This window comes from Desulfosporomusa polytropa (genome assembly GCF_055380075.1).
The window spans coordinates 3,077,626-3,102,850 of sequence record NZ_AP042400.1; the positions used below are offsets into that span (position 1 = coordinate 3,077,626).

General features: G+C 45.4%; 21 protein-coding genes and 1 other annotated feature. Of the genes, 6 read left to right on the plus strand and 15 right to left on the minus strand.

Annotated elements, in window-relative coordinates:
- Positions 1-391: 391 nt before the first annotated feature.
- The gene (locus tag ACZ449_RS16325; protein ID WP_464257122.1) at positions 392-1,126 is read right to left on the minus strand and encodes an HD domain-containing protein; all 735 of its coding nucleotides are present in this window, start codon (positions 1,124-1,126) and stop codon (positions 392-394) included.
- A 151-nt stretch (positions 1,127-1,277) separates the two neighbouring features.
- Between ACZ449_RS16325 and ACZ449_RS16330 the strand changes: the two genes are divergently transcribed.
- The 5 genes from ACZ449_RS16330 to ACZ449_RS16350 all read left to right on the plus strand — a co-directional run bounded on the left by ACZ449_RS16330 (position 1,278) and on the right by ACZ449_RS16350 (position 5,756).
- On the plus strand, positions 1,278-2,048 hold the full coding sequence (locus ACZ449_RS16330) for an ABC transporter permease (protein WP_464257123.1): 771 nt from the start codon (positions 1,278-1,280) through the stop codon (positions 2,046-2,048).
- Positions 2,029-2,751, plus strand: a complete 723-nt coding sequence (locus ACZ449_RS16335; protein WP_464257124.1) for an ABC transporter ATP-binding protein — start codon at positions 2,029-2,031, stop codon at positions 2,749-2,751. Before ACZ449_RS16330 ends, ACZ449_RS16335 begins: the two co-directional genes overlap by 20 nt.
- 20 nt (positions 2,752-2,771) lie before the next feature.
- Positions 2,772-3,728, plus strand: coding sequence for an ABC transporter substrate-binding protein (locus ACZ449_RS16340; protein WP_464257125.1), 957 nt, complete (start codon positions 2,772-2,774; stop codon positions 3,726-3,728).
- 70 nt (positions 3,729-3,798) lie between these two features.
- Positions 3,799-4,006: a binding site (T-box leader), on the plus strand.
- Positions 4,007-4,113: 107 nt separating this feature from the next.
- Positions 4,114-4,593 carry an Lrp/AsnC family transcriptional regulator gene (locus ACZ449_RS16345; protein WP_464261890.1) on the plus strand — a complete coding sequence of 160 codons (480 nt, stop codon included), beginning with the start codon at positions 4,114-4,116 and terminating at the stop codon, positions 4,591-4,593.
- On the plus strand, positions 4,590-5,756 hold the full coding sequence (locus ACZ449_RS16350; RefSeq protein ID WP_464257126.1) for an aminotransferase class I/II-fold pyridoxal phosphate-dependent enzyme: 1,167 nt from the start codon (positions 4,590-4,592) through the stop codon (positions 5,754-5,756). The genes ACZ449_RS16345 and ACZ449_RS16350 overlap by 4 nt, the downstream gene beginning before the upstream one ends.
- Before the next feature lie 91 nt (positions 5,757-5,847).
- On the opposite strand, the gene ACZ449_RS16355 is transcribed toward ACZ449_RS16350, so the two are convergent.
- From ACZ449_RS16355 to ACZ449_RS16405, 11 genes are all read right to left on the minus strand, one after another.
- Positions 5,848-7,206, minus strand: a complete 1,359-nt coding sequence (locus ACZ449_RS16355; RefSeq protein ID WP_464257127.1) for a GlmL-related ornithine degradation protein — start codon at positions 7,204-7,206, stop codon at positions 5,848-5,850.
- On the minus strand, positions 7,193-9,403 hold the full coding sequence (gene oraE / locus ACZ449_RS16360; RefSeq protein WP_464257128.1) for a D-ornithine 4,5-aminomutase subunit OraE: 2,211 nt from the start codon (positions 9,401-9,403) through the stop codon (positions 7,193-7,195). The genes ACZ449_RS16355 and oraE overlap by 14 nt, the downstream gene beginning before the upstream one ends.
- Positions 9,404-9,405: 2 nt before the next feature.
- Complete coding sequence (locus tag ACZ449_RS16365; RefSeq protein WP_464257129.1) at positions 9,406-9,771, minus strand: ornithine aminomutase subunit alpha; 366 nt, start codon at positions 9,769-9,771, stop codon at positions 9,406-9,408.
- A 43-nt stretch (positions 9,772-9,814) separates the two neighbouring features.
- The gene (ortB, locus tag ACZ449_RS16370; RefSeq protein WP_464257130.1) at positions 9,815-11,227 is read right to left on the minus strand and encodes a 2-amino-4-oxopentanoate thiolase subunit OrtB; all 1,413 of its coding nucleotides are present in this window, start codon (positions 11,225-11,227) and stop codon (positions 9,815-9,817) included.
- Positions 11,217-11,528, minus strand: coding sequence for a 2-amino-4-oxopentanoate thiolase subunit OrtA (ortA, locus tag ACZ449_RS16375; RefSeq protein WP_464257131.1), 312 nt, complete (start codon positions 11,526-11,528; stop codon positions 11,217-11,219). Before ortA ends, ortB begins: the two co-directional genes overlap by 11 nt.
- 32 nt (positions 11,529-11,560) lie before the next feature.
- Entirely contained in the window at positions 11,561-12,997 is a 1,437-nt protein-coding gene (locus ACZ449_RS16380) for an amino acid permease (RefSeq protein WP_464257132.1), read from the minus strand.
- Positions 12,998-13,034: 37 nt separating this feature from the next.
- Positions 13,035-14,078 carry a 2,4-diaminopentanoate dehydrogenase gene (gene ord, locus ACZ449_RS16385; RefSeq protein WP_464257133.1) on the minus strand — a complete coding sequence of 348 codons (1,044 nt, stop codon included), beginning with the start codon at positions 14,076-14,078 and terminating at the stop codon, positions 13,035-13,037.
- Positions 14,079-14,405: 327 nt separating this feature from the next.
- Positions 14,406-15,497 carry an alanine/ornithine racemase family PLP-dependent enzyme gene (locus ACZ449_RS16390; protein WP_464257134.1) on the minus strand — a complete coding sequence of 364 codons (1,092 nt, stop codon included), beginning with the start codon at positions 15,495-15,497 and terminating at the stop codon, positions 14,406-14,408.
- 193 nt (positions 15,498-15,690) lie between these two features.
- The gene (locus ACZ449_RS16395; RefSeq protein WP_464257135.1) at positions 15,691-17,352 is read right to left on the minus strand and encodes a M20/M25/M40 family metallo-hydrolase; all 1,662 of its coding nucleotides are present in this window, start codon (positions 17,350-17,352) and stop codon (positions 15,691-15,693) included.
- A 5-nt stretch (positions 17,353-17,357) separates the two neighbouring features.
- The gene (locus tag ACZ449_RS16400; RefSeq protein WP_464257136.1) at positions 17,358-18,758 is read right to left on the minus strand and encodes an amino acid permease; all 1,401 of its coding nucleotides are present in this window, start codon (positions 18,756-18,758) and stop codon (positions 17,358-17,360) included.
- Positions 18,759-19,368: 610 nt separating this feature from the next.
- Positions 19,369-20,829 (minus strand): sigma-54 interaction domain-containing protein, encoded by a 1,461-nt coding sequence (locus tag ACZ449_RS16405; RefSeq protein WP_464257137.1) that lies wholly within the window; start codon positions 20,827-20,829, stop codon positions 19,369-19,371.
- A 290-nt stretch (positions 20,830-21,119) separates the two neighbouring features.
- Here ACZ449_RS16405 and ald point away from each other — a divergent pair, with 290 nt between their 5' ends.
- The gene (gene ald, locus ACZ449_RS16410; protein WP_464257138.1) at positions 21,120-22,235 is read left to right on the plus strand and encodes an alanine dehydrogenase; all 1,116 of its coding nucleotides are present in this window, start codon (positions 21,120-21,122) and stop codon (positions 22,233-22,235) included.
- 125 nt (positions 22,236-22,360) lie between these two features.
- Here ald and ACZ449_RS16415 read toward each other — a convergent pair whose 3' ends face one another.
- From ACZ449_RS16415 to ACZ449_RS16425, 3 genes are all read right to left on the minus strand, one after another.
- Positions 22,361-23,314 (minus strand): P1 family peptidase, encoded by a 954-nt coding sequence (locus ACZ449_RS16415; protein WP_464257139.1) that lies wholly within the window; start codon positions 23,312-23,314, stop codon positions 22,361-22,363.
- A 75-nt stretch (positions 23,315-23,389) separates the two neighbouring features.
- Complete coding sequence (locus ACZ449_RS16420) at positions 23,390-24,664, minus strand: TRAP transporter large permease (protein WP_464257140.1); 1,275 nt, start codon at positions 24,662-24,664, stop codon at positions 23,390-23,392.
- A complete protein-coding gene (locus ACZ449_RS16425; protein ID WP_464261891.1) occupies positions 24,665-25,201 on the minus strand; it encodes a TRAP transporter small permease subunit in 537 nt (178 codons plus the stop codon).
- Positions 25,202-25,225 lie beyond the last annotated feature (24 nt).

The following is a 25,225-nucleotide window of genomic DNA, read 5'->3' on the forward strand; positions in this document are numbered from 1 at the left end:
ATATGCTCGTTTACAACGGCGATATCTCTTTTATTTGTGTTATGCAAATCTCTCCCCTCCATATTTACCTTTCACAACTGAGCGAGGAAACAAAAAAGCCCTCTGGCATGTCCAGAAGGCATAGTAATCCCTTATTTTACCTCCCGTCTCAGTCCATTGGATCCAAGCGGCTAAATGTGTATATAGTTGTCGTTTGAGATTACAACTATCATTGCTTAACGGTATGACTCCTAATGGATGTCACCCATACAACAGTTGCAGCTCATTTTGATAATATCATATCTCGCAAAATTTGCAAGAACTTAATTTAGAAATACAAGGGGGAAGGTTCTCCGGTACCTTATGACTTAACCACATCTTTTAACTCAGGATTTTTTTGTTGGATAATCAATTAATTGGCTCCTTGTATCCGTCTAGCAATATATTGGTTTAAGGTCTCTTTAATCACGCCACAGTCTGCGGTATCAGGCAAAGCCGCCAACTGCCTTGTTAGCTGTCCCTCTTCTACCAGTTGTGTTAATGTCCAGTCGAAATTGATATCATAAAACCAGCTTAACCGAATGAGCCGCTTGTCGGCCAACGTCTTAACATCAATATAGGATAAGACGCCGCCTGTTTTCAGCTGCTCAATCATTTTGGGAGAATAATCATGATTGGCCTGGACGGGTGGCAAAATCCGGAAAATATCGAGTTTGTCCGCATCACGGATAATTTTGGCGAACAGCTCATTCTCTGGCGTTGTCGGTGCAATAACCATTTTATTATGCGCTATGATGGCAAAAGCAATCGCAGCCTGCTCGACTGGCGAAAACTCCTGCAGTATTCCTGTTTCTTCTAGCAGGGCTGCACCTACATCGCCGTGGTCAAAGGATTCAGCATCCACAAAAGTGCGATATTCGGTAACCTGCCGGAAGCGGGCTAGGTCATGAAATAGACCTATGACTTCAGCCAGGGTTTGTTGACGAGCTGTAAGCTGTGCATAATGCGCAAGCTGTACGGCATTGTCTGCTACCCGTTTACTATGCTCCTCTTTCAGCAGCACGCGGTCCATAATGAATTTGTCGTCAGTATAAAAAGTGTGGATATATTTTTCTAACCATTGGTATAAATAGTGGAGTTTAGTCATTGCTGCGCCTCCTTCGCTTATCATTATAGCATACGCGCCGATCAAGTTTAGAAAACCATCCTTACTATTTGTAGCAGTAGGGCAGGAATAGCGGTGCACACCTGTCGAATTTAGTAGCATTTGCCATTATATAAAGGAGCTTACCTCATTAATGAACTTGATCAAAGGACTTGCCTTGCCTGCTTTCCTACTCCTGGTTTGGCTGATTGTATCTAAGCTCAAACTAATTAGTTTTTATATCATTCCACCTCCAGAGCAGGTATTGGCAACAACACTTATACTTTTAGAAAAGGGCACCCTGCTAAAACATCTGTCAACAAGCTTTTATCGGGTTATTGCCGGCTTTAGTATTTCCTTTTTATTTGCTTTTCCCATAGCTATTTTGCTTGGCATGAACCGGCGGTTTGCCCCGTTTATCAACCCGCCGCTCGAATTTGTCCGACATATTCCGCCACTTGCCTGTATTCCCATGCTTATACTCTGGTTCGGTATTGGCGAAGCCTCTAAGCTGGCGGTTATCATCATGGCCGCTTTTTTTCCCATATTTTTAAATACCTTAAATGGCATCAGCCAATGTGATCAAAAACTGCTAGAGGTTGGTGATGCATTTGGTTTGAATCCTTACGAAAAGTTCCGGCGAATTATTCTACCTGCCTGTCTGCCTGCGATCATTGTTGGCATGCGTCTGGGACTAGGCTACAGTTGGCGGGCATTGATTGGTGCTGAGTTAGTTGCAGCCTCTGCGGGCATCGGCTATATGATTTTGGATGCTGAGCAAATTTCGCGCTCAGATATTGTCATTATCGGTATTTTGACAATTGGCATGATCGGCTATAGTATTGATTATTTGTTTTTAAAAATCGCCCATTACAGTATGCCCTGGGCAAAAAGGACGGCAGCTCATGACAGCGTTAACCCTTAATGGCATTGGTAAAACCTATTTACTCGAAGATCATCAGCTTACGGCGCTAACTGATATTAACCTGACAGTCGAGACTGGCCAGTTTGTGACCATTGTCGGGCGCAGCGGCTGCGGCAAGACAACATTGCTCCGGCTGGTTGCTGGCCTGGAAGCAAAAACTTCTGGCCAGTTACTCTTCACCCCGTCTAATGCCAAAATTGGGCTGGTATTCCAAGAACCACGACTCATGCCTTGGCTGACAGTGCAAGACAATATGGCATTTGCGTTACTCAAAGAAACTGACCGAAAGCTTGTAGAGCAGACAGTAACTCATTATCTGAAGCTGCTCCATTTGGAAGACTTTCGTAGTGCCTATCCTTCCCAAATATCTGGCGGCATGGCGCAGCGGACAGCCGTAGGCCGGGCGCTGTGCTTTAATCCGGACATCATTTTGATGGACGAGCCACTAGGCGCACTAGACGCCTTTACCAGAGCCGCCTTGCAGAAAGAACTTGTCCTGCTATTTCGCCCGGCTGGTAAAACTATTCTCTTTGTTACCCATGATGTTGATGAGGCTGTGCTGCTTGGCCAACGGGTTATTGTCATGGGCGATGGAAAAATTCTCAATGAATTCGCTGTCCCACTACCCTATCCCCGCAATACGGCTGACAAAGAGTTTTATGATATCCGAACCCAGGTACTGCAAGCCATTATGACAGAATGATTTGAAAGGAGTTCCTCTTTATGAAAAAACTAACGACCTTATTGCTGCTTGTCGCCTTTACAGTGACAATTACCGGCTGCGGCAGCAGCCAACCAGCTGCCAAAAAACTAGACGCGATCTCAATTTCCTATGTTAAGCTCCCCCTTAATGTACCCTCGATTGTTGAGAAAAAACTGGGACTATTTGAAAAAGAATTTGCCAACGACAACACCAAGATTACCTATCCTGAAATAACCGAAGGCCCCAAAATGACATCTGCCTTAGCTGCCGGTTCACTCAACTTCTGTAATGCTTTAGGTGGTACTTCGGCCATTTTGGCCGCCGCCAATGGACTTGATATTAAAATTATCGGGATGTACAGTCGTGCTCCCAAAGCCTTTACGATAATGGTCAAGAGTCCAGACATCAAAACCGTAGCCGACCTTAAAGGCAAAACGGTAGCTGGCCCCAAAGGCACTATTCTCCATCAGCTACTATTAGCGGCTCTCAATCAGCATAGCTTATCTGGCGATGCCGTAAACTATGTTAATATGGGCATTCCCCAGGGTGTAACCGCGTTACTATCCGGTGACGCCGATGCCGCACTTGTCGCCGGTCCGGCTGTGCCAAAAGCCATAGAAGCTGGCGCCCGGATTATTACTACAGGCGAAGGCCTCTTAGATGCCACCATTGTCATTGCCGTAGATGGTAAGTTTTTGAAGGAAAACCCTGATGTAGCCAAACGGTATATGAAGGTCCACCAGCAAAGCTTAACCTACATGAAGGAACACCCGGAAGAAGTCTATCGCCTGGCAGCCGAAGAAACAGGTATCTCCATTGAAGATGTCCAGAAGATGTACGGCTGGTATGACTTTGACCCTAGCATCAAAGACAGTGATATTAAAGACTTGGAAAAAACTCAGGACTTTTTGGTGCAAAATGGCTTACTGACCCAGAAAGTCGAAATCAAAAAGTTACTCAAAGACCTGAGCAAATAAATATAAAAAAACTGAATATTCGACTTGCCCCAGGCCGTTTTTTATGGTATTCTATAAAAAACTTAATATCCACATTGTGATGATAGGGAAAGTATTATATCTGTCTTACCTCCAGAGAGCCGGCTATGGTGAAAACCGGCGGAAGGCAGTATAAGAAAGCCACCCTTGAGCTGGAGGCTGAAAGTAAGTAGGCCTTACCGTACCTGGCGTTAACAGGATCAAGCGAGCCTTGTGGCTAATTTAGGTGGTACCGCGGGAACTATAATCTCGTCCTTTTACGGACGGGATTTTTTATTTTCCCAGATGGAAAGGTTAACTTTCCCTGGATTGAACGACTAAGGCTTATCTAATAAATTAAGGGAGGCACTTACTTGTGAAAGAGTCATTGAAAGAATTATTAGCACAATTAGAAAAAGACTGTACGCAGCCAATTGAACAGCTGGCCGCCATGCTCCACAAAACCAAAGAAGAAGTGGCTGCGCAAATCAAACAACTGGAAGATGACAAAATCATTGTCAAATACCAGCCGATTATCAACTGGGAGAAAGCTGGCGAAGATAAGGTAACTGCCATCATTGATGTAAGAATAACCCCCCAGCGCGAAGTCGGCTTTGACGCCATTGCCGAGCGCATCTACCGTTTCCCTGAGGTGGTTAACCTCTATCTAATGTCTGGCGCCTATGACTTAAGCGTTATGGTCGAAGGCCATACCCTCAAAGAAGTATCTAAATTCGTATCTACCAAGCTGTCCACCATTGACGGCGTTATCAGTACTACCACCCACTTTATGCTCAAGCCCTACAAATATGCTGGCGTAATTATTAATGATCGGGAAGAAGATCACCGTTTGGTGGTGTCGCCATGAGTTGGGCTAACCGCCTGTCACCGGCTGTCAAAGCTGTACCGCCCTCCGGTATTCGTCGCTTCTTTGACATTGCAGCCGAAATGAAGGGCGTTATCTCGCTAGGCGTCGGCGAACCTGACTTTATTACCCCTTGGCATATCCGCGAGAGTTGCATGCACGGCCTGCATAAGGGCTATACTTCCTATACGTCCAATTACGGTCTCCTAGAACTTAGAGAGGAAATTGTCCGCACCATCTACAACAACTATCAGGTCACCTATGATCCGCGTACCGAAGCCTTAGTCACCGTCGGAGTCAGCGAAGCACTGGACCTGGCTATCCGTGCGCTGTTAAGTCCTGGTGATGAAGTACTCATCCCTGAACCCTGTTATGTTTCCTACAAAGCCTGTGTCACGCTGGCTGGTGGCCAGCCGGTGCCAGTCCCGACCACAATGGAGGATGAATTCCGCGTTACTGTAGAACAGCTGGAAAAGCTGGTCACCCCCCGCACCAAAGTTCTCTTAATCGGTTATCCCAACAACCCGACAGGCGCAATCATGCCCAAACAGGAATTAACGGCCATTGCGCAGTTTGCCAAAAAATATGACCTAATTGTTATCTCAGACGAAATCTATGCTGATTTGACCTATGAAGGTACTCACACCTGTTTTGCCAGCCTGCCGGAGATGCGTGATCGAACCATTCTGTTAAATGGCTTTTCTAAGGCCTATGCTATGACAGGTTGGCGAATTGGCTATGCGTTATCTAATCCTGATTTTATTGCGGCGATGAACAAAATCCACCAATACACCATGCTGTGTGCTCCCATTACCGCTCAAATTGCGGCGATTGAAGCCCTCCGTCATGGCAGAGATAAAATGGACAGTATGGTGGCTGAATATAACTGCCGCCGCCAGCTAATACTGGATGGCTTGCACCAGCTGGGCCTCAAGTGTTTTGAGCCCAAAGGAGCCTTCTATATCTTTCCTTCTATTAAAGAAACCGGCCTAACCTCACTGCAGTTTGCTGAAGAACTGTTAAAAGCTGAAAAAGTGGCCGTAGTCCCAGGCGATGCCTTTGGCGAAAGTGGCGAAGGCTTCATCCGTTGTTCTTATGCTTCCTCAGTCAGTAACCTCTCTCAGGCGCTGGAGAGAATTGGTCGTTTTATTAAGCAGTATCAGTAGGAATTAGGAAGAAAAAAATACAAAGGCGAGATTGCTTCACTGCGAGCGCAGTGTGACAATCTCGCCTTTTCGATAGTAGCCCCCGGAAGCATTAAGCTATTCCCAAACTCTGTTTCATTAAATGCAGCGCTGCCTCAGGATACCGTTCAGCCAGTAACCCCGCCGCCGCCATAACATAGTGCCTGTCAATAAGTGCCTGGGCATTATGCGGCAATAAATAACTGTTATTGCGTGGAACATTAATACTGTTCAGAATACAATGGCCAACCGGTAATCTCGTCAACGCTCCCCCGGTGCCAATAATCCATTTGACAGCTGTTAGGTCTTTTCCCCTGGCAAGTGTCATTCGTCCTGTTGGCCCATAAATATACTCTATTGTGCCGACATGCCGTTTTATCGCCGTAGTTGCCGCAAGCTCAGTCAAAATTCCCGCAAACTCTTTTTCTGCCATAGTTACCGGCAACGGTGTGCGCAAATGAGCTAACTGCTCCGGCTGGCAGCATAGCTGTTCGCACAACCGCTCACAGTCAGTTAGCGCCAATACATTGTCAGCATTGATATAAACGCCCAAATCACCCTCCACAGTACGTTTAGCTAATGGTTCAGGTGCAATTAACAAAGCGGCAATCTCAGGATCACCTTCTGTTACTGAATGTACATCAGTAGTCGCCCCGCCAACGTCTAGAACAACAAGGTCACCAATCTCTTCCCGCAACAAACAGGCAGCTTGCATAACAGCACCCGGCGTGGGAATGATGCGTCCACTGACCAATTCGCGGGTTTTGCTCATACCTGGCGCTTCCGTAATATGCTTTTCAAAAACTTCATGAATAACTCGCCGGGTGGGTTCAATTTGGAGCTGATCAATTCGGGGATAAACATTGCTAACCGCCTTTACACTAAACCCTTGGTTAGTGAATATTGCACACACTTGTTGCTTTGCAGCAACATTGCCTGCATAGATCACCGGTATAGCCGGCGAAAGCCCTGCTGCCAACCTGTTGGCATTAGTAATAACAGTTTGCTTTTCGCCATAATCAACCCCACCGGCCAATAAAATAATATTAGGATTAATTCTGCGAATTTCCTCAAGATCTACTGCACTCAGTTCCCCCGCTGTCACCAGATGAATATTGGCACCGGCTCCCAAAGCAGCCTCGCGGGCTGCTTTGACTGTCATATCATAAACCAAGCCGTGAACCGTCATGCGTAAACCCCCAGCTGCACTACTGGAAGCCATCATCTCTCTCCACACAACAGGGAACCCTAGTTGTCCTTCCAGCGCGTCAATTGCCTGGGATAATCCAAGTGTAACATCTCCAGCTAAAACCGTTGTCGGAGCCTGGCCTTGCCCGGCCAGCATTGGCACGCCAGCTTTTACGCCGGAAAAAGCACTAACAACAGTCGTCGTACTGCCGATTTCTGCAACAAGCACATCAAACATGCTCATTCTTATTGCTCCCTAGTTCTTTATGCCGTTTTACCAGCAAACTGGCAACCTGCACACCCTTGGTACCCCGACCAAAGCCGGCGTCCATTCCTTCCATAACAGCTAGTTCGTTAGTTACTTGTGTACCGCCACAAACGACAATCAATTTATCTCTAATCCCTCTTTCCTGACAGTACTGATGTAACCGCCGCATATTGAGCCGGTGAATATCCGCGTGGGATATGACGGTGCTTGCCAAGACAGCATCAGCACCAAGCTCAACAGCTGCATCAGCCAGTTTTTCCACAGGCACAGAGGTTCCCAGGTAGTGGCACTCTATACCAAATCTTTCGATACCACCGTGCTTTATATCCAATATTTCGCGCAAACCCACCGAGTGTTCATCTTCGCCAACAGTAGCAGCCACTATTTTAAATTGGTGATCGGCAACATACTGCCTGATTGCATCTTCGGTTAATATTTCCTCCACAGGAGGTATCACCAGTTCTGCCGGATTAATAGCAAAAGGAATGCGGCCCTTGACTTCCACCAAAGTACCTTCGGCGGGATGCATAATTTGTTTATGAATGACCTCTACATCCTCAAACCCCATCCGCTCACCAATGCTTTTGGCAGCAAACTCAGCCACCCGCTCGGCAGCTGGCAAAAACATAGTCATACATACAATGCCATCCCCATGCCATTGAACTTCAGGCTGCAACAGACCCTGACGCCGTTCTACATCATGTTCAGCCATCCGACAGTGCACATTGTCCTCCTTATCCAATTCATCTATCCAGACTATTTTATCCGGGCTGCACAAGGTACAACCACCAATCAGCTCGCAAGCCTTGGTCACCCCTGCAGGCAATGCGTTGTAGCCAAAATGATCACACACTGGTGCCATATAGTCGACATCCCGCGGTACAATTGTACCAACACCTACCCCACCGTTGATCTGGCGGGCGATTCCATCGCCATTGCGTTCGGGATACATACCAGAATCAACAAAAAAACCTTGACTGACTGCTGAAAAATAACCGCCAGCAGCAATAATCTCTTCCATAAATAAGCAGGCGCGTTCCTTTAGTTCGCGAACTTTGACCCCCAATTCGCCGTCGAAATTCAAACTGACCATATTCAGCAAACCATCAAGTCCAAGCAAAGCCTGTTTTGCCGTGTTAACTCCGTGGATATTATTATAATGCCAGGGAACATTTCTACCTTCATCAGGAGTAATGGTACTCTGAATGTCGGCACTGGTTAACCGTGACAACAAGGCGTTGAGTACGTGAGTAACGGTTACTTCCCTGGTACACGACTCCATATACTTGGTATTCATCTGCGCCCTGAATCTAAAACCTTCAAACAATTGGCGCAAAGCAACAGCATAGGGCAAATCAAGACTAATACAGGGAGCCGGCGGGGAAGTGGGCGGCACTGTTGATAAGCAAATCTTGTCTTTGGGCATACCAACCAGAATGGAGTACTGACAATTAATAGCGTGTTGTACCATAAGCTCAGGCATGACCTTCCAGGCTTCCCGAGCCGTAGCATTGGCATTATGCGCCCCGTCAATCTGTGCCATGCCGGTAGCTGCCATTATCTGTTTGGCAACTGCCGCATCTACAAAGGAACGGTGCATATTAACATTCCTATACAATACATTGTACTGCGGATCCTGATGCGCACCATTTACTCCTTCTTCAGCAAGCAGTACTGCCACCTCCGGACCAGCGACCCCACTCACATAGGAATGAAAGTTAATTGGTCTGCCAACCTCATCCTCAATCAAATCAAGCGCCTTGCGGGTAGCTCGCAGCTGTTTACGGGTTATGGGCACACCGCCAACGCCTTCCGGAGTACCTTCAATAAGCCCATCAAAATGGCTTTGGCCTGCGGTGCGAATAACCATGATATGATCAGCACCATGCCACGCGGCCATCCGCATCCTGCGAATATCATCCTCAAAGCGGCCGGAAGCAATCTCGGTAGTTATCACACAATCAGGCTGCGGATCAATGTTGTTAAAATACTTGGCAGCTGGCAATGGGCAGGATTGCTTGAGCGGTTCGGAAACCTGGTTATAAGTAAAAGGTCCCAGCTGTCTGGCTCCCGGATGACTGCGCCATGTCCAGCCTTTACGACGGGGACGATAACTCTGTAAATCTGCCAGCAAATTGTTTAAATTTAATTTTTCATCAGCCTTAAGCGTCATGCTCACTCCCCTCCCATTTGCCAAAATTCCTGCAGACGATCCCAGCCTGCACCTTGCGCCAGATGCTTTCCCGCCTCCAAATAAGCTATGTTTTCCAGTTGTGCAAGCCGCCATACGGCATGACCTGCTCCTTTGCCCAGCATTCCTCTTTCTCCACACTTATCAATAATTTCTTTGGCTTGTATGCTGGAAAAGCCCATGCGCAGCAACACAGAGCGCTCAACAGAAGGCGAAGTATGAGTACGGGCTAATTCCACTAATGGCTGAACCACTTGCTCGGTTAACTGCCAAAACCGTTCTTTCAGCTCTGCGTCAGATAGCGCAGCCAGCTGTACACGCCGTTCCGGAAAATCATCTTGTCTTTGCATATAATCCGGGAATCCCCCGGTTCACCTCCTGCATATTTTTGGGCTATTTTTTACTCATTATCTGATTGGCTAGCTCTTCCACAGCCGCAGGTAAAAGCCTGGTCTCCTGCGCTAAAAACTCAATATCTGCCAAATTAGGCCGCCTATTCTGGCTCAAAGCATTACGGATATAGGAATATCGCATTTTATCAAGGTCAATATCCTTAACAGATATTTGGCCAGGAGTTTCAGGAATAACAATGGTTTTACCGGGTATGTTATCTGTCGGCATCCCACGCCGGACGGAAATACCGTTGGCTTTAGCAAATGTCAGTTGTGGCGACGGATGTTTTCCCGCCCCGGTGTACTCGGTCTCCTGTACCACAATAACTTCCTCCTGACTCATTTGCTTAGCCAAAGCAATGGCCGCTGCCAGCGAAGTGTTACCTGCCGGACCACGCTCAATACCCTCCAAGGCAGCTAGCATTTCCGTAACATAAAATACCTCACCCTGGGTTACAGTGACATAACGGTCCAAATAACGAAGCGGGCGCGCGGCATTGCGAGGTACATCAACCCGGTCAGGATTAGTGGCAAAGGGAACTCCGAAACCAGTATGTCCGGTTGTGAACGACTTGCGGTTAAAATCATTGTCACTAGCCATATGCAGGCCGGACAAATCAACACTGGCGCCAATAACTTTTGTCTTATCACAGCCTGCATGCCGCAGTCCCCGGGCAGTACCTGTCACATTACCCCCACCGGCATGAGTGACAACCACAACATCAGGATAACATCCGACATACTGTTTCGTTTGCTCAGCAACTTCCTTGCCTAAGGTTTCGATACCGGCAATGCTAAAAGGCGTATACAGCGATGCATTAAAGAATCCCGTCTCCTCTAATACCAAAAGAAACATATAAAACAATTCCGGCCCGACTGATAATTGTAATACTTCTGCTCCATAGGCCTCACAGGCCCGCCCCTTTTCCATGATTTCCGGCTGACAAACACCTCTACTGTCAAAAACCTCCTGAATGATAATGCTGCTAAGATTTCTCATAGCTGCCTGTGAGGCTATGGCAGCACCAAAGTTCCCACTGGTAGCAGCGATGACTCCGGGATAACCATGCTTACAAGCATGGTATACCGACACCGACGCCCGGCGGGCTTTGAAACTACCTGAAGGATTAGCTGCTTCATCCTTGAGAAAAATTCTCGCTCCCTTACCGTGAGGCGCTATCTGCCTAACAAGCCTCGTAATATTTTTCAGTTCAATTAGCGGCGTTGCGCCGATAGCAGTTTCTCGCTGAATCGCAGCAACTTCTGCAATATCATAAGCCGCCTGGCGCATCATTTTTTCATAGTCAAAAGCAATACTGCCGCTTTCAAATTCACAATAGTCAATATTAGTGGCGCGCCGGATAATCTCTGACCGGCGAGCCATAACTGCCTGATAACTTGTGTCACGCATCATGTTCCCCCCTCAGCAGGCCCCGCAATTCTCCAGCAATAGTAACTAATTCAGGTTGCGGCAGACCATAATCTACGCCATAAGCAGGATTTATTGCTACCAGCTTACCAGACAGCTGCCTTCTGGCCAAAGTACAAATAGTAACTTGCTCTCCTATTTGCGCCTGTTCATCTAATAAAAAACCTTTAACCTTCAATTCCAATGGCACCTGCATTGTTTCCGGCGGTACTTGCGGAGCCCGTTCTCCGGCCTGCAAAACAACCTGATAGATTTGTACCCAGTCTCCTTGCCGTGCATAAGCCAAAATGCTCTCCTCCCTTAGAAATCATACTATTTTTAACCTATTTTTAACCCGTTTGTGATTTGGTCTTTCCTAGCTGCCCTTTTCGGCGCCACTACCACGTAATAATAGATCATGACCACAATAATAAATGGTATCCCTGCATAAATTGCAATTCGCTGATTGTCATCAAACCATAGTCCAATGACAATAATCACGTTAAGGAAAAAACCTAAAGCGGGAACTAACGGGAACAGTGGTGTCCGGTATTTTAAATTACTCACCTTGCCACCGCTGTTGATAAATTCCTTTCTGAAGAAAAACTGCGATGCGCAGATGCCCATCCAACCAAGTACTCCGGCTAAACCACAGATAGAGATAAGCCATAGATATACACTATCAGCAGCATACACACTGCAAAGCAGCGATACTCCTGACACAGCCATTGTCAAAATCAAAGCGTTCATCGGTATCTGATATTTGTTCAATTTGCCTAAAGACTCAGGCGCCATTCCACCTTTCGACATAGCCCACAAAATCCGAGTAGCACTGTATGCCCAGGAATTCCCACAAGAAAGTGCCGATGTAATAACAACAAGTGTCATAATCGTATAAGCACCCGGAATACCGGCATACTGGAAAACCTCGGCAAAGATACTCTCTTTAACCCCGGCTTCTTTCCACGGGACAATTGCAGCAACCACCATAATTGACAAAACATAGAACAGCAGCGTGCGGACAGCTGTAGCGTTAATGGCCTTCGGAATGGTTTTTTCCGGTTTTTCACTTTCACCGGCGGCAATCCCAATAATCTCTGTACCATTGAATGCAAAAGCCACTGTCAGCATAGCCAGCAAAATAGCCCCAACACCATTAGGAAATAAACCATCAGCAAAATAATTGCTGATACCAATCGGACTATGCCCGCCGATCGTCCCCGTCATCGCCAAACCTCCGGTGATAATACAGGCTACAATTGCGACTACCTTAATACCAGCAAACCAGAACTCTGATTCGCCGAACGTTCCTACCCGCAGCGAGTTTAGTCCAAACAATATAACACCAAACCCAAGTACCCATACCCACTCAGATACTCCGGTTAGATTATTCATCAGCATTCCGGCTGCGACCAAATCAATGCCAATAGTCGTTGCCCCGTTTAACCAGAATAACCAGCCTAACAGATAGCCTATCGACGGCGAGATAAAGGTACTTGCATAGGTTTGAAAGGACCCGGCGATAGGCATAGCCACAGCCAATTCACCCAGGCAAAGCATAACCATATACATGATAAAACCGCCAATAGCATAGGCCACAACAGCACCGCCAGGACCGGCCTGATTAATTGTAGACCCCGAAGCAAGAAACAACCCGGTACCAATAACACCGCCTAAAGTAATCATAAACAGGTGTCTGCTTTTCATTCCTCGATCTAGACCAGACTGCTGGGACACCACACCGTTGACCTTATCATCAAAATGACTACCTTCCATAAGAAAATCCACCTCACTTAACGGATTACTTCCCCTGCTAACGTGTAATCAATTGACGGACATCACCCATTAGGGCACTGATAACAGGAAGTTCCGGCATGCTAAGAAGACCGGCGCGGGCGTTAATCACCTGTGGAATCATATTAACAGCAGCAGCCATTGTACCTATGCCGCCGGGAATTTCCTGTTCGTCAGCAAATTTAATCGTTGGTGTGCCTTCGACAACAATATAATCACCTGTCTTAACGCCTTCCAGTTCAGGGTGAATTTGCTGCGGATGTTCCAGCGTAATAATCTCTAACCCATTTTTGTAGCCTTTGGCAATGTGACAGCAGCCTGCCACCATCCCCGGCTGAACTTTAACGTGCGGTGTTTCCCGATACACATTAGTAATGATCGGTTCCCTGGTTTCAACAATATTATCCAGCTTCCAGCCCAAGGACTTAGCAATCATGTATATGGATTGCCTAAAACCAATATGGCCAACAATTGCACCACTCTTTACCCCGGCCTGAAACTCTGCCACCGTTGTCCCTACCCCTTGCGTTTTCATAACTGTCGGTCCAAACGGCGAAAGGTCATTAACACGTGAGGCCCAAATTTTATTAACAATCTGACAGGCTCCGGTCATCGTTAAAATGAGTGTATCAAGAACAAAGCCGGGATTAATACCGGTACCAAGAATCGTTACATTGTTCTTCTTGGCAAGCTTATCAAGCTCATCTGCCAAATCAGGAGTTTCTACCTGCGGTGCCGACATTTCTTCTGCAATGGTAATAACATTCTTGCCAGAATTCACAATAAGGGCAAGCTCCGGAAATACATCTTTGGTGAACGACTGCGTAGAGTGAAGGACAATGTCAGCTTTATTATTTGCCAACACCTGTTCCGGCTTATCGGAGATAATAACGCCCAGCTTACGATTTAGCCCCAGTACTTCACCTAAATCTTTACCGATTTTGGCAGGATTTTGTCCAATCGCTCCCACAATTTCAATACCCTGTTTGTTTGTTACTATGTCGGTAGCTATACCACTGCCCATCGAACCCAAGCCCCATAAAATCACTTTAACATTCTCCATAAAATCAACCTCCTCGTAATTATAAACATCACAATACATGTTTGTAATTTACCTATTGCAAGAATGATGCCAATTTTCAGAAACCTGCGCGTGCTCTATTTACTCCATAATAGATCATCGCCCGCTGCAAAAAAATTTGCAGCATTGCTGTTTTTTTTGCACTATCGCAGTGAGTGAACTCGTTTCAGCCAAACTGAAACATCGGGAGTTCAGGTGGAGATTCTACTCCACCTGAACTGACGCCGCCTATAGAGGCGGGAGTCTTGACTCGCACGCTAAGATAAATTGAACTACAGGTATCTTTTACTTGCAGTTTGCTCACAGCCTTTACCCGCAACAATAATTTTCCGGATATTTGTAAACGCGGGATACATACGGAGAAACCATAGCATGGACTAACGCCCCATATTCTATTGAAAAGCACAGCTCCTGCCCAACAGATATCACGCTGTCCGCATCAGTAACATCAAGTATTAAATGGTCACTGCTGCCGCCTAAATTTTCCACGCCTGGCAAGAGCGGCTGTAACCCTTCCAGCGTAACATCCTGCCGGCCAATCGCAACAATAGCCCGCTTTCTAATCCCCCGGTCCTCAAGTACAGGTATATCGCCAAACGCATCCCGACCCATTTCACCCTGAGATGCTGATGGTTTTTCCTGAACTTCAATAACTTCGGCATGCAAAATGAAAGCATCTTGATACGCACCGGGAATGGGTCTGTAATGTACAGTTTCCCGACCAAGAAGAATGCTTTCCCCTAGTCGCAGCTGGGTAATTTCAGCTGGTATGCCGCCATTTAGCAGTAATTCGATATTGGCCGAATTACCGCCTGAAATAACAGGCAGTTCCATCGCAACTTTCTCCCGCACCTCTTGCGTCAGACTAACCAGATTATTGAGGATCTCGGGCGTTGGAATCAAACCGGCATAGCAAGCGAAGTTAACACCAAAACCCTGTATCCTAACTCCGGGTAAAAGCAAACTTTGTTGAACTAATGGCAAAATTTTTTGCGGCACAACACCTTCCCGCAAATCTCCCATATCGACCATTAAAACAACATTATGAACATATCCGGCTTTCTTTGCTGCCTGACTCAACTGACGCATCGTTGTAAATTCAGAAGCCAAACTACAGTCAGCGATTCTTACAACTTCATCGGCTTCACTAGGCATAGGAATCCGCAGCAGCATGAATGGAACCTTGATTCCCGCTTCGCGAAGTTTACGGAGATTCTGTATTCTGGCATCTCCCAGCATCTGTACCCCGCCGTTTATCATCGTTTGGGCAATAGCTGTATCAGCGCAAAAAGCTTTAGTTACACCTACAACCTGAATATCCTGTTTCCTGCATAATTCAACAAGCAGCCGCGTATTCGCCGCTATCTTCTCCAAATCAATTTCTACAAAAGGATAACCCATGGTAAAACCTCCACCTCAAAATGTATTTTATTTATCAATAAGATATCTTGCAAAAACAATGCCAAGCATAAGTACGCCAAGCCTCTGACAGAAGCCGCGGTTGCCTTTATCTTGCTTTTAACAAATTTATACGCTCTGTATAATAAGTGAATAAAGCCGCCCATCGGACGGCTCCATTTAATAACATGCAATCTTATTTCAATAAATTTTGCAGAGTTTTATATAAAATTTGGGGCATGGCATCAAAAGAATAGGCAGTGCATAATCGTTCCGACAGCTTATGGGCATCTTTGCCAAAGGGTCCGATGTTGACTACCGGCATACTGATATTTTGCATCGACTTTATAGGCAAATTGTATTTATGTGGCCACGCCGGCAGATTATCTGTTAACCCTTTGATATTTGCAGTGTTTTGAGAAATACTGCAGTAGCTCAAGTCCGAAATATAGGGGTAAAACTTTTTTATCACAATATTATAATCATATTGTACTTTAACATCAGTCACCGCTTGTTCAACAGCACAAAGCAGGTTTCTTTCCTTTGCGTCATATCCCTGAACAAAAATATGAGGATAATAGGGCGGCGCAAAATACACGACGATTTTTGAATTTTGATCAGAATAATATTTATGTACTTCCTGAACAATAGCCAGAGAAAACGCTCTATCATCCACACCTTTTTGCTTTAAAGCAGCGACTAGGCCTGCGATAATTTCATCAATCTTATCCCCCATTTCACTTTTTACGTGCCGATATAGTTCATCATACGTCAGTACCTGTGTTTTCCACGGCAGTTTTCGGAAAGGTATATTGGACAGGTTACAATACTTTTCATATTCTTCATTCAGCCTTTTAATGACGTTCTCAAACGATTGCTCCGCTTTTGCTTTGCACTTTGCTAAAACTTCATCCGGCTGACTTGAGTGGGTTGCATAATTAAAGTACAGATTAACCGCGTTGGTTGTTTGTACCGAATATTCTGTTCTCAAATCCCGCTGGCAAAGGCTAATCGGTGGCAGCGTAACCTCGCCATCGGCTATATCACAAAGATCTGTACTCAAATCTACCTGATACAAGACTTCTGACGCCAGAAGGTTAGCATCAAGTCCATTAAAGGCTTCTCCAACATGGGTTTCTTCACCATAAAGATAAAAACAAGGCAATAGTTTTCCCACCGTACCAATATATACATATTTGTTGTCATCACCAGGATACTTTGTTGTCATATAATCGGTGTTAACAGCGGCGATAAACTCCCAGTCCCGCTCCATTGCAAGCTGTTCCAGATCCTCAACACCGGAAAGCATGCCGGCAGAGTTACCCTCTTCGTCGGGAACACCAATAAAGACAATATTGCCCTCCAAGTCATCAACCTGTTTGGAGAACTCTTCCAGCATGACGAGTAATGCCGCCACACCGGTTTTCATATCAAAGATTCCCCGTCCGAAAATCCAATCAGGTGAATGAATCTCGGCCAGTGTTTCCTCACAAAATTTAATGGATTTTAATTTTTCTTGGATTATTTCTGGTTTGTCAGCATACTCCTTTAATTCTGCAAAATCATCAATACCGGCAGTATCAATATGCCCGAGAGACAATATTGTCCGTTTAGAGTGTCGCTTTGTTCCTTCAATGAACGCCAGGACGTTTTTCCTGCCCAATTCATCATTTTTTAGTGGCAGGTACCGTAAATTATCCGGATGTTTCTTGAAATACTCTATTTTTTCTAAATGCTTATAAATTTCTTCGGCAATAGTAATTTCCCCATAGGTACCTACAACACTACGGATATGGGTAAGTTCAACAGCAATGTTTCTTATTTTTTCACCCAAATTGCCCGCGATGATCTTATTCACGAAAATCACTCCTTTATATTAATATTTATAGTGTCTTTACCAGAGTTTTTAGCAATAAATACCGAATACGTAAAATACAGCAATCCAAACCATACCGGCGCAAGGTATATTGCAATACGCGTTTGATCATTAACAAACATGATGATAGCTACTAACAACAAGTATGCTATACATATCCAATTAGTATATGGCGATCCAGGCATACGATATTTTAATTTGCTAATTTCATCTGGCATCAATCTTTCTCTAAATTTCAGCTGTGTCAAAAGAATCATCAGCCAGGTCCACAAAGCACCCGAAACGTTAAGACTTGTTACATAAACAAAAACCTGCGCAGGAGCGCAATAATTGAGAATTACCCCTACCAGTATTACTGCTGAAGTAGCTAAAATCCCCCTTTGCGGCACTTGAGAACTATTCAGCTTTCTAAAATAGACAGGAGCTTCTCCCCGCAGCGCCAGACTGTATAAGAATCGTCCGGAAGAGTAAATACCAGTGTTACAGGCAGATAATGCAGCTGTGACTACTACGAAATTGATAATGGCTGCAGCACCTGAAATACCAAGTTTTTTAAATGTCGCAACAAACGGACTGCCAATAGTTCCAATCTGATCCCAAGGATAGATTGATAGTATTACAAATAACGAACCAACGTAAAAGATCAATACCCGCCAAAAAACTTTGTCTATCGCCGACGGCAACGTTTTGCTGGGATCTTTAGCCTCTCCCGCAGTTAGCCCGATACCTTCACTGCCACAATAAGCAAAGGTAACCATAACCATAGACATAAACACCCCTTGTATGCCAAAGGGTAAAAAACCACCGTTGGCCCACAGATTAGATATCCCCAGCGCCACACCCTCATTACCTATCCCAAATAAGATCATCAGAGAGCCAATCAAAATCATACCAACAATCGCTATAATTTTAATTAGGGCAAACCAAAACTCAAATTCTCCATAAAATTTAACCGCCACCAGATTGACAACTGTCATACAAGCCAGTGCCGCAAGCGCAGGTATCCACTGTTCAATATCCGGATACCAAAACTTCATATACATGCCGACTGCCGTGATTTCGCACATACATCCCACTACCCATTGATACCAATAATTCCAGCCAGTAATATAGCCAAATTTCGAACCGAGAAAGGTAGTGGCATATTGAGCAAACGAACCAGATACAGGATATGTTACAGCAATTTCACCTAATGCCCGCATAATAAAAAACACAATAATACCGCCTACTAAATAAGCTAACAAAATTCCTGGGCCTGCAGTTTTGATAGCTGATGCAGAGCCTAAGAATAGTCCAACCCCAATGACACCGCCCATGGCAATAAGTTGAATATGCCGGTCATGCAAGCCACGGTGCAAATTTTCCTGAGCTATCTCCAGTTTATCCATAGTTTTACACTCCTCCATTTTTGCGCACTCTTCGCTCTTAACCCACCGGGCATTTCTCGCTAACTAACTCTGTTCGTATAGAAGTTACCAACCCCGAACAATTAATATCCCTCCTCGTTTTATCATTCTTCGGCAAAACTAACTGTCATATTTATCTGTAACACCTTCGCTACATACCCATTTCTTTTAACAGCAAGATTAATGCCAAATTCGGAAAAGACTGATTATTCCGTATTTAACTGTTCTTAGTCTGCAAAAAAAATGGCACTAACGCCGTTTTTTTTGCACCAGTCCATATGATTCAAACACAATCATCCACTGACCCATTAAACTCGCATAAATAGTGCTATTGTCAAAAGTCATCGACTATTTTTTCCCAGAAGATAGAACCAATTTTTTCCGCACTTCAGCCAATAACCTGGAGCAATTTTTTTTGCGGTACAGCTTATCTCATCTCGTATTGCTTCCCTGCATGCCTGTCCCATTGTTTGCAACTAGTTTTCTACAAAAGAATAGCCCATGGCAAAAATTCTACGTTGATTTGCAGTTATGTTTCTATCAAAACATACTGCACAATCAATGCCTGTTTTTAAGCCATCGGCCTATAAAGCTACTTCATTTTATACTTCTTTATTTTGTATTGCAGCACTTGACGAGTCAAACCCAGACAATCAGCAGCCCGGGTAATATTACCGCCGGTTTTAGCCAGCGCAGCAGCAATATTATCCATCTCCAGCAATTCCCTTTGATTGCCCAGGGAAAGCCCTTTGGGGAAAGCAACAGGATGCACAACCTGCTCTTGAGACCGTTCTAGCGTATTTGCCGCATTGGCGCAAAACAGCATCGGCAAATGCCCCATTGTAATATATTCATCATCTGTAACGAGATTCATAGCTCCCTCAATTACATGTTGTAATTCACGAACATTCCCCGGCCAGTTGTACCGTAAAAAAGTATCCTCCACTTCTTTATCAACGCCCTTAACCTTTAGGGTTAAAATCGTACTATATTTTTTAATAAAGGTATCCGTATAAATAGCAATATCACTTCTTCTCTCCCTCAAAGCAGGAATCCTTATTGTCACTACACCGAGGCGGTAATACAGATCCTCCCGTAGTTTCTTTTGCTCGATAGCCACAGCCGGTTCCACATTCATGGTAGCTATAACCCGCATATTGATAGCTATTTCATTGACTGCGCCTACCCGCCTTATTATGTTTTCCTGAAGAACGCGGAGGAGTTTAGCCTGCAGTTCCATATTCATAGAATTAAGCTCATCTAGCAATAACGTACCGCCATTAGCCTGCTCGAACAAACCTGCCCTGTCAATCGCGCCGGTAAAACCGCCCTTTGTCGTACCAAACAACAGCCCCTCCAATAATTGTTCCGGCAATGCCGCGCAATTGACAGCAATAAAAGGCTGGCGCTTGCGCGGACTTAGATTATGTATACTTTGAGCAAATAGCTCCTTACCAGTACCTGTCTCACCAAATATGAGAACATTCGAAGACGTGTGTGCTGCTCGTTCAGCATAATGTATAGCTACTCTTAATTGCGGTGCTTCACCCAAAATACTTTCAATGGTATAGCGGGTATTAGGATGGTGCGGCATTTGACCTCTTGTTTTTTGTTTAATCAAGTTCTCCTGCAGATTTACAATCTTATCTGCTAATGCTTGAATAAAGGTTATATCTTTGGCAATCTCTAATGCCCCTTTTACCTTCCCGTCAATAATAAGCGGCGTGGTACTATTTACTGTAACAATCTGCTTACCCCTAGCGTTAATATAGTTCTGCTGGCGGTCAGGCAGCGCTGTCCCTGTCCGGAGAACAGTAAGCAATGTGCTGTTCTCTACCGTCAAATGCGGCATCGCACTCAAAAGGTCTTTTCCTAATACTTCGGACACCTCGCAGCCTTCCAGTTTTGACATAGTCTCGTTATAGACAATGGTTTTACCCTCTTCGTCAATAACATGAATACCTACGTCCAACCTCCCGAGAATTGTCTCATAGCCTTGAATCTTATGCCGAAGTTCGTCCAATAGAGTTTCTCTTTTAGCTATACTTTTCAACTTTTTACCTCTCTTCTTCGCATTACAAAGCCCTGAATAATATACACTTTACTATTGGCTCAAACTGAAGAGTGATATCGTTTCAAATTAACATTTTATGACAAATACATTCTATATCCATTATGTTGTTTAAGCAAGTCACTACACCATAATATGCCACGTTATTTTATTAACGTGACATACATCCTCTCATTCACTATCTTTGGCATAATAATTGCATTGTTAATCGTTCAATACACGACGCTATTTTAGCGGCGTAACTTAATCAATCATTATAAGGGGGAAAACAAATGATTATTGGTGTAGCAAAGGAAATCAAAAATAATGAAAGCAGGGTGGGACTTACGCCGGCTGGTACCGAAACCTTGAAAAGGGCTGGCCACACGGTGCTTGTTGAACAAAGCGCCGGTGTTGGCAGTGGGTTTTCCGACGAAAGCTATATAACAGCCGGGGCGCAGATTTTTGCAGACAAAAAAGCATTGTTTGACCAGGCTGAAATGATTATCAAGGTGAAAGAACCCTTGCCTCCTGAGTACGAGTTGTTTCATGAAGGACAAATTCTTTTCACATACCTGCATTTAGCACCTGAGCCTGAATTAACCAGGGCATTGCTTGATAAAAAGGTAACCGGTATTGCCTACGAAACAATTGAACGTAATCACACACTGCCATTATTATCCCCCATGAGCGAGGTTGCAGGGAGAATGGCAGTGCAGGTAGGCGCGCACTGTCTGGAAAAACCATTCGGCGGTAAGGGCATTTTATTAGGCGGCGTACCTGGTGTTGAGTCGGCTCAAGTCGTTATTGTCGGCGGCGGTATTGTTGGTACTAATGCAGCTAAGATGGCTGTGGGCATGGGCGCGCGGGTTACCGTGCTTGATACATCAGCAGACCGTCTGGTTTATCTTGACGATATCTTTGGCGGGCGAGTAACAACCGTTATGTCCAACAGCTATAATATTGCCAGTTGGGTGAAAAAAGCCGATCTCCTTATTGGGGCTGTATTGCTGCCTGGAGAAAAAGCTCCCAAGCTGGTTAGCGAGGAAATGGTTAAATCCATGGAACCTGGTTCAGTCATTGTTGACGTAGCAATTGATCAGGGCGGCTCAGTCGAAACAATTGACCGTGTTACTACGCACAGCAATCCTACCTATGTAAAACATGGTGTAGTTCATTATTCGGTGGCCAATATGCCCGGCGCGGTCTCGCGTACCTCAACTTTTGCACTGACCAATGCCACACTTGACTATGCCTTGCAAATTGCCAATAAGGGCTGGAAGGACGCACTCCAGGCTGACCCCGGGTTGGCTACAGGCCTTAATACCTATGCAGGTAAGATTACCTTCAGAGGTGTTGCCGAAGCTCATAACCTTCCATTGACTTCAGTAGCCGAAGTGTTGGCTTAACGTAAAGAGACTGTGTTTTCACACAGCCCCTGGTTCTTTACAATATAAGAAAGATGGCTACTGCCAGCATTGAAGTAGCCATCTTTTTGTATTAGTGATTATATATAAGGTTAAGTCCTACTGGCTTAGATATCCCCACAACACATAACTCCTGCCAACGAACTAGCCTGAGTTACCGCGCGGAGTACGGCTTGTTCAACCGCCCGGGCGGCCAGCACACCGACTACATTGATATCAGCCTCAACCTGGCCGGTCCCTAAGGCAAAAATGGTATCTCCATCAAACAGCGTGTGTGCTGGGCGGATGGTTCTAGCATAACCATTATGCGCCATCGACGCCACCTTGGCGGCCTGCCCTTTGGTCATGACTGCGTTGGTAATAACCGCACCAATAGTGGTATTACCGGCAAACCTATTGATTGGTTTTTCCTGCTGCGCAAGCAGACCCTCTTCACAATTTAAGAAACCAAAGGGATTAGCTTGAAACGCACCAGCCACAATGCTGCCATTAGCAGGATTAACTACATCTCCGAGGCAATTGACGGCGATAATGGCACCTACCAGCAAATTACCAACACCTAAACACACTGCCCCAATACCGCCCTTCATAGCATGCTCGGTACCAAAAATTTTCCCGACTGTCGCCCCGGTACCCGCCCCCACTGAACCTTCGACTATTTCCTGATTGTCAGCCAGCTGACAGGCCTCATAGCCCATACACTTATCCGGTCGTATCCGGTAATCGCCACAGTTTAAATCAAACAGCACCGCACCAGCCACAATGGGCACCTTGGTTACACCGACATCAAACCCGCAGCCCTGTTCCTCCAGGTATTGCATAACCCCTGCAGCTGCATCTAGTCCAAAAGCACTGCCGCCTGCCAGCAAAATGCCATGCACCTTGTCCACATAGTTTACCGGATTAAGTAAATCCGTTTCCCGCGTGCCAGGCGCACCACCGCGCACATCCACCCCAGCGGTTGCACCTTCAGGACAAAGAATTACTGTACAACCAGTAGCTGCCACCGGGTTGCCAGCATGGCCAATACGTATTCCAGGAATATCTGTTAGTTTTGGCATATTCCTACCACCTTACCTTATAACACATAAATTTGAAGTAAAAGGCTCCCACAGGAGCCTTTTACCATGACATCACTATTTAAGAAACGCAGGTAACCAAGTCGCAATACCCGGAAAGAAGACCAATATGACCATCAGCAGTACCATCACCAGACCAAACGGCAATACACCTTTGACGATTTCCTCCATTCGTGTATTTTCGCTAATTCCCTGAATAACAAACAAGTTCATCCCTACAGGTGGGGTAATCAGTGCCAACTCCATGTTAATAACCATAATTACACAAAACCAGATTGGGTCAAAGCCTAGCTTCATGATAATCGGGTACAGAATCGGTAGGGTAATAAGAATGATTGATACCGTCTCCAAAAAACAACCCAAAAATAATAGCACTAGATTAATGAGTACAAAAATCACCCAACGACCAGCATCCAGCCCAATTACGAATTCAGTCATGTGCTGAGGTAACTGTAGCACTGTTAAAACAAAACCAAACATCATGGCACCGATAATTATGGCAAAAATCATAGTTGTTGTTTTAACAGTATCGGTAAGAACGTTTGATAAGTCACGCCATGTGAGTGTTTTGTACACAAAGAAGGTAATAATGATACTATAGACAGTACCAACGGCTGCTGCCTCAGTGGGAGTAAACCAGCCGGCGTAAATTCCGCCCACAACAAGAACAGGCAGCAAGAGCCCCCAGAAAGAATGGCGCAAAGCCTCCAGTCGTTCTGCCCAAGAAGTAGCCGGCTCTGGCACTACATTTCTAGCCTGGAACACAACCAAAATAATAAAAAACAACGTCAGCAGTATCCCTGGTACAACCCCGGATATAAATAGTTCACCAACAGATTCTCCGGTAATAGAACCATATAGAATCATCGGAATACTTGGCGGTATCAGAATACCTAGTGTGCCACCAGCCGCCACTGAGCCAAGTACCATGTGCTTGTCATAACCACGTGATAACATCTCGGGAATAGCCACCGCCCCAATGGTTATAGCAGTAGCTACACTTGATCCGGAAATAGCAGCAAAGATAGCACAAGCTAAAATAGTTGCTATTCCTAAACCACCAGGCAAGTGGCGCAGCCATTTACTGGCCACCTCAAATAAATCACTGCCGACTTTGCCACTAAGGAGAATCTGACTCATTAGAACATATAACGGTATTGCCGAAAGCACAAAATCGTCAAGCGATTTATAGGCAATATTCGGAACTTGGGCAAAAGTAGCAGCCCCACCAGCCAAAAAGTACATACCAGCTAGGCCGGCAAGACTGAGACTAAAAGCCACCGGCACACCAGTAAGCAGGAGCAACAATAATACAGCGATTAAAACTTCCACTTAGTCGTCCCTCCTTTGCGCTGCTATCTCTGAAGCTGGGGGCCGCTTAGTACTCAAGTCTAAGATGTCTAACATAATTTTACGGACAAGCTGCAAGAACAGCAGCAAAAAACCTACCGGCAGTGATAGTTGCGGAATGAATAAAGGCACCCTAAGCGTACTCGGTGAAGTATTGTTCATCTGATAGGACGTCAGTACCATATCCCAACTCTCCACTAGAAAAACCAAACACATCCCTAGTGAAACGAGGCCTACAAAAATATTTAGGCAGGTATTACTGCGTTCAGATAGCCTTGCTGTCAAAATATCTACTCGAATATGCTTATCATCAGCATACGTAGCTGCTAACCCTAGAAAACCACTTGCCAGCACTAAGTACACTGACATTTCAAGCGACCATTCAGTGGGAGCATCGAAGAGTCCGCGGGCAATAACTTCATAACATACCATAACTGCTGTAGCCAGAATAAACAACCCTGCAAGCACAGTTGCCAAGCTCGTTATTTTCTGGATAATCTGGTCAACCATCTCTACCACTTTACGCAAAACAATACCTCCCGC